At 63.6% G+C, this 2,799-nt stretch carries 4 protein-coding genes and 1 pseudogene; 1 reads left to right on the top strand and 4 read right to left on the bottom strand.

The features are described from left to right. Positions 1–108 precede the first annotated feature (108 nt). From tnpC to M3149_RS22460, 4 genes and pseudogenes are all read right to left on the bottom strand, one after another. Positions 109–1,071: pseudogene (tnpC, locus tag M3149_RS22445) on the bottom strand (IS66 family transposase); the annotation flags it as partial. 81 nt (positions 1,072–1,152) lie between these two features. Further along, positions 1,153–1,488 (bottom strand): IS66 family insertion sequence element accessory protein TnpB, encoded by a 336-nt coding sequence (gene tnpB / locus M3149_RS22450; protein WP_251711579.1) that lies wholly within the window; start codon positions 1,486–1,488, stop codon positions 1,153–1,155. After that, on the bottom strand, positions 1,485–1,823 hold the full coding sequence (tnpA, locus tag M3149_RS22455; protein ID WP_251711580.1) for an IS66-like element accessory protein TnpA: 339 nt from the start codon (positions 1,821–1,823) through the stop codon (positions 1,485–1,487). Before tnpA ends, tnpB begins: the two co-directional genes overlap by 4 nt. Positions 1,824–2,018: 195 nt before the next feature. Next, entirely contained in the window at positions 2,019–2,270 is a 252-nt protein-coding gene (locus M3149_RS22460; protein ID WP_251711581.1) for a helix-turn-helix domain-containing protein, read from the bottom strand. Between the two features lie 129 nt (positions 2,271–2,399). On the opposite strand from M3149_RS22460, the gene M3149_RS22465 reads away from it, so the two are divergent. Next, positions 2,400–2,648: a hypothetical protein gene (locus M3149_RS22465; RefSeq protein ID WP_251711582.1), complete on the top strand. Its 249-nt coding sequence runs from the start codon at positions 2,400–2,402 to the stop codon at positions 2,646–2,648. The last annotated feature ends 151 nt before the right edge of the window (positions 2,649–2,799 follow it).

Raw genomic sequence — 2,799 nt, forward strand, 5'->3', positions numbered from 1 at the left:
TTCATGCGTAATCTCTAGGGCGGTGCCGCGCAGAAGTTATGTGCTGCTTGCCAGGGCAAATCTCTTCGGTGAGCAACAACGCGCGCCTAGCGATGGCCACATATCTCGGGCCGCAACATAACCGCTGAAGTCATCGCAGACCAGGCCACCCCGCCACTCGCCCAGGAAGCGGCGGGCGTGTTCGCCCGAGCGGCTCTCGCAGAAGTCGTAGACGACCGCCTTCATGCCCTCGAACGCGCCAGGCGCGTACGCCCAGAGGTAGGCGCGGTGTGTCTTACCTTCGCCGGGCTTGAGCATGGCCACCGGCGTCTCGTCGGCGTGCAGCACCCGGTGGGTGAGCATCTCATCCTTGAGCGCATCCACCAGCGGCTGCAGTTGCACGCCGCAGGCACCCACCCAGGCCGCCAGGGTGGATCGCGCAATGGCCAGTCCCGCCCGCGCAAAGATCGCCTCCTGACGGTACAGCGGTAGATGGTCGGCGTACTTGGCCACCAGCACCTGCGCCAGCAGCCCCGTGGTGGGGATGCCCTTGTCGATGATGTGAGGCGCCAGCGGCGCCTGCGTGATCGTCTCGCACTTCGCGCAGGCCCACTTGCCCCGGATGTGGCGCTCTACCGTGAACACGCCGGGCACGTAGTCCAGCTTCTCGGCCACGTCCTCGCCCACGCGCTTCATCTGGCAGCCGCAGGCACATGTGGTGACGTCAGGCTCGTGGCGGATCTCGCGCCGGGGCAGGTGCGCGGGAAGCGGCAGTCGTTTGGGTACCTTCTTGTCCTCGGCGCTGGCCGGGGTCTGCGCCGCCTGCAGCGCGTCGATCTCGCTGGCCACGGCGGCCAGGTCGGCCTCGATCTCGTCTTCGAGCAGGCTCTTCTGCTCGGGGTTGAAGCGCTCCGACTGGGCAGAGAACTTCATGCGCTTCAAGAGCGCGTTCTCGTGCGTGAGCTTGTCGATGATGGCCTGCTTGAAGGCCAGCGCCTGATCCTTGGCGGCCGCCGCCTGCAACACATCGTGCAGCACAGCGCGCAGTTGCTCTGCGCTCAGACCTTCCAGGGATTGCGGCTCCAACACCATGGACGTTGACTGTGCCAGCACCGCTGCTGCCACGCCATCGGCGCATGCCCCAATTGGCAGCGCTGCGCATGACGATCAGAGTCAAAGCACGGTGATCACGCCGCCATCGCCCAGGCGTTGCCAGGGCAGGCCCAGCACCAGGGCGTCGAACTGCGCACGGGTGAGTGTCACCGTGCTGGCTCCGTCACCACGCGGCCAGACGAACTTGCCACGGTTCAAGCGCCGCGCCGCCAACCACACGCCGATGCCGTCATGCACCAGCACCTTCATGCGGTTGGCACGGCGGTTGGCGAACAGGTAGGCGTGGTGCGGGCGCGCAGCGCCGAAGACGGCGACCACGCGGGCCAGCGCGGACTCGGTGCCCGAGCGCATATCCAGTGGCTCGGTGGCCAGCCACAGGGCATCGACGCGGATCACCGCAGCAGCTCGCGCATCCAGACGGCGCACTGATCGGCCGCTGCCAAAGGCCAGCTCAGCGTGATCTGGGTGGCGCCGCGGCGCAGCTCGATGCGGATGTCTGGCGCTGGCGTGCAGGTGGCCGAGGGAAGTGAGACGGGAAGGAAGGCTGGCGCTGCTACGGCAGGCAGCGGGCCGCTGGCCAGACGGCGCCACTTGTGCACGACGTTGGCGTTGATGCCGTGCGTCATGGCAATGCGGGCCACCGACGCGCCGGGCTCGGCACACTCGGCGAGGATTTGCTGCTTGAGCTCGGCGCCGTACCGGCGGCGGCTGTTCTTCTTGGCGTCGGTCATGGTGTCCACCTGAATGCTTGGTGGACACCATCGTTGCCGCTTAAGACGATGGCTTCAAGGGTGGGTTGGCCGCACGCTTACTTTCTAGCCGCAAGCAGATATGGATGAAGCGTCCACTGCCGGATGAGCGCTGCGGGTGCGCGCTGATCGATGGGACTCTAGTTCGGCCAGAGAGGGCGCTGCAGGCTGGGGGATTCAGGTCTGTGATTCGGCGGGCGCCCCGCTCTCATCGGGCAAGTGCTCCATGAGGTCCTCGACCTTGCAAGCGAAGTAGCTGCAGAGCCGATCGATCGTTTCGGTCCCCGTTCCGTATCCCTTCTGGTTGAGGATCTTCGACAGGGTCATTCTGTTGAGTCCGGTCGCAGTCGCAATTTCGCTGATGCTGATCCGACGCCCTTCAGCGAACTGCTTCTTCTCGATCATCTCGCCGAGCTTGAACCTGATCATGATGCGTTTTGGCGTCAAGCGATAAAAATTTTTATCAAACGACTTGCAAAACGAGCAGAGTCGCGTAAGATATGTGGCAAGTGATGAATATTTCTATCACTTGATCGTTCCATCTTACAGGAGAGACTCTTGACTCAGCCCACTTACCTCACCACAGATGAGCTGTCCCAGCGCATCAAGTACGACGTCCGGACGATTCGGGAGCGGCTGAAGGACAGCGTGCTGATCGAGGGCATCCACTACTTTCGGCCGTTTGGGGGGCGAAAGATTCTGTTTCTATGGGAGGCCATCGAGCGCGACATGCGCATGCCATCGCTTGACTCCCCGGTAGGGATGTCCGCGATTCCGATGGCCAACGGAGCGATGGTCCATGGCTAAGGTTGTTGCTCGCAGGGAGACGGGTGCGTATTCCACGCGATGGCGGACACGACTCCATGCTGATGGCGGACAGTGTTCCAGCGTGATGGCGGACGCTGTTCCACGCTGAAGTCGGACATCATTCCAAACTGATGTCGGACACCTGCGGGGT

The sequence above is a fragment of the Hydrogenophaga intermedia genome (genome assembly GCF_023715105.1).
Lineage (GTDB): Bacteria > Pseudomonadota > Gammaproteobacteria > Burkholderiales > Burkholderiaceae_C > Hydrogenophaga > Hydrogenophaga intermedia_A.

Bases quoted from the DNA above. Each gene is read 5' to 3' on its own strand.
- tnpA (WP_251711580.1), bottom strand. From the start codon at position 1,823: ATGACCGACGCCAAGAAGAACAGCCGCCGCCGGTACGGCGCCGAGCTC.
- M3149_RS22460 (WP_251711581.1), bottom strand. From the start codon at position 2,270: ATGATCAGGTTCAAGCTCGGCGAGATGATCGAGAAGAAGCAGTTCGCT.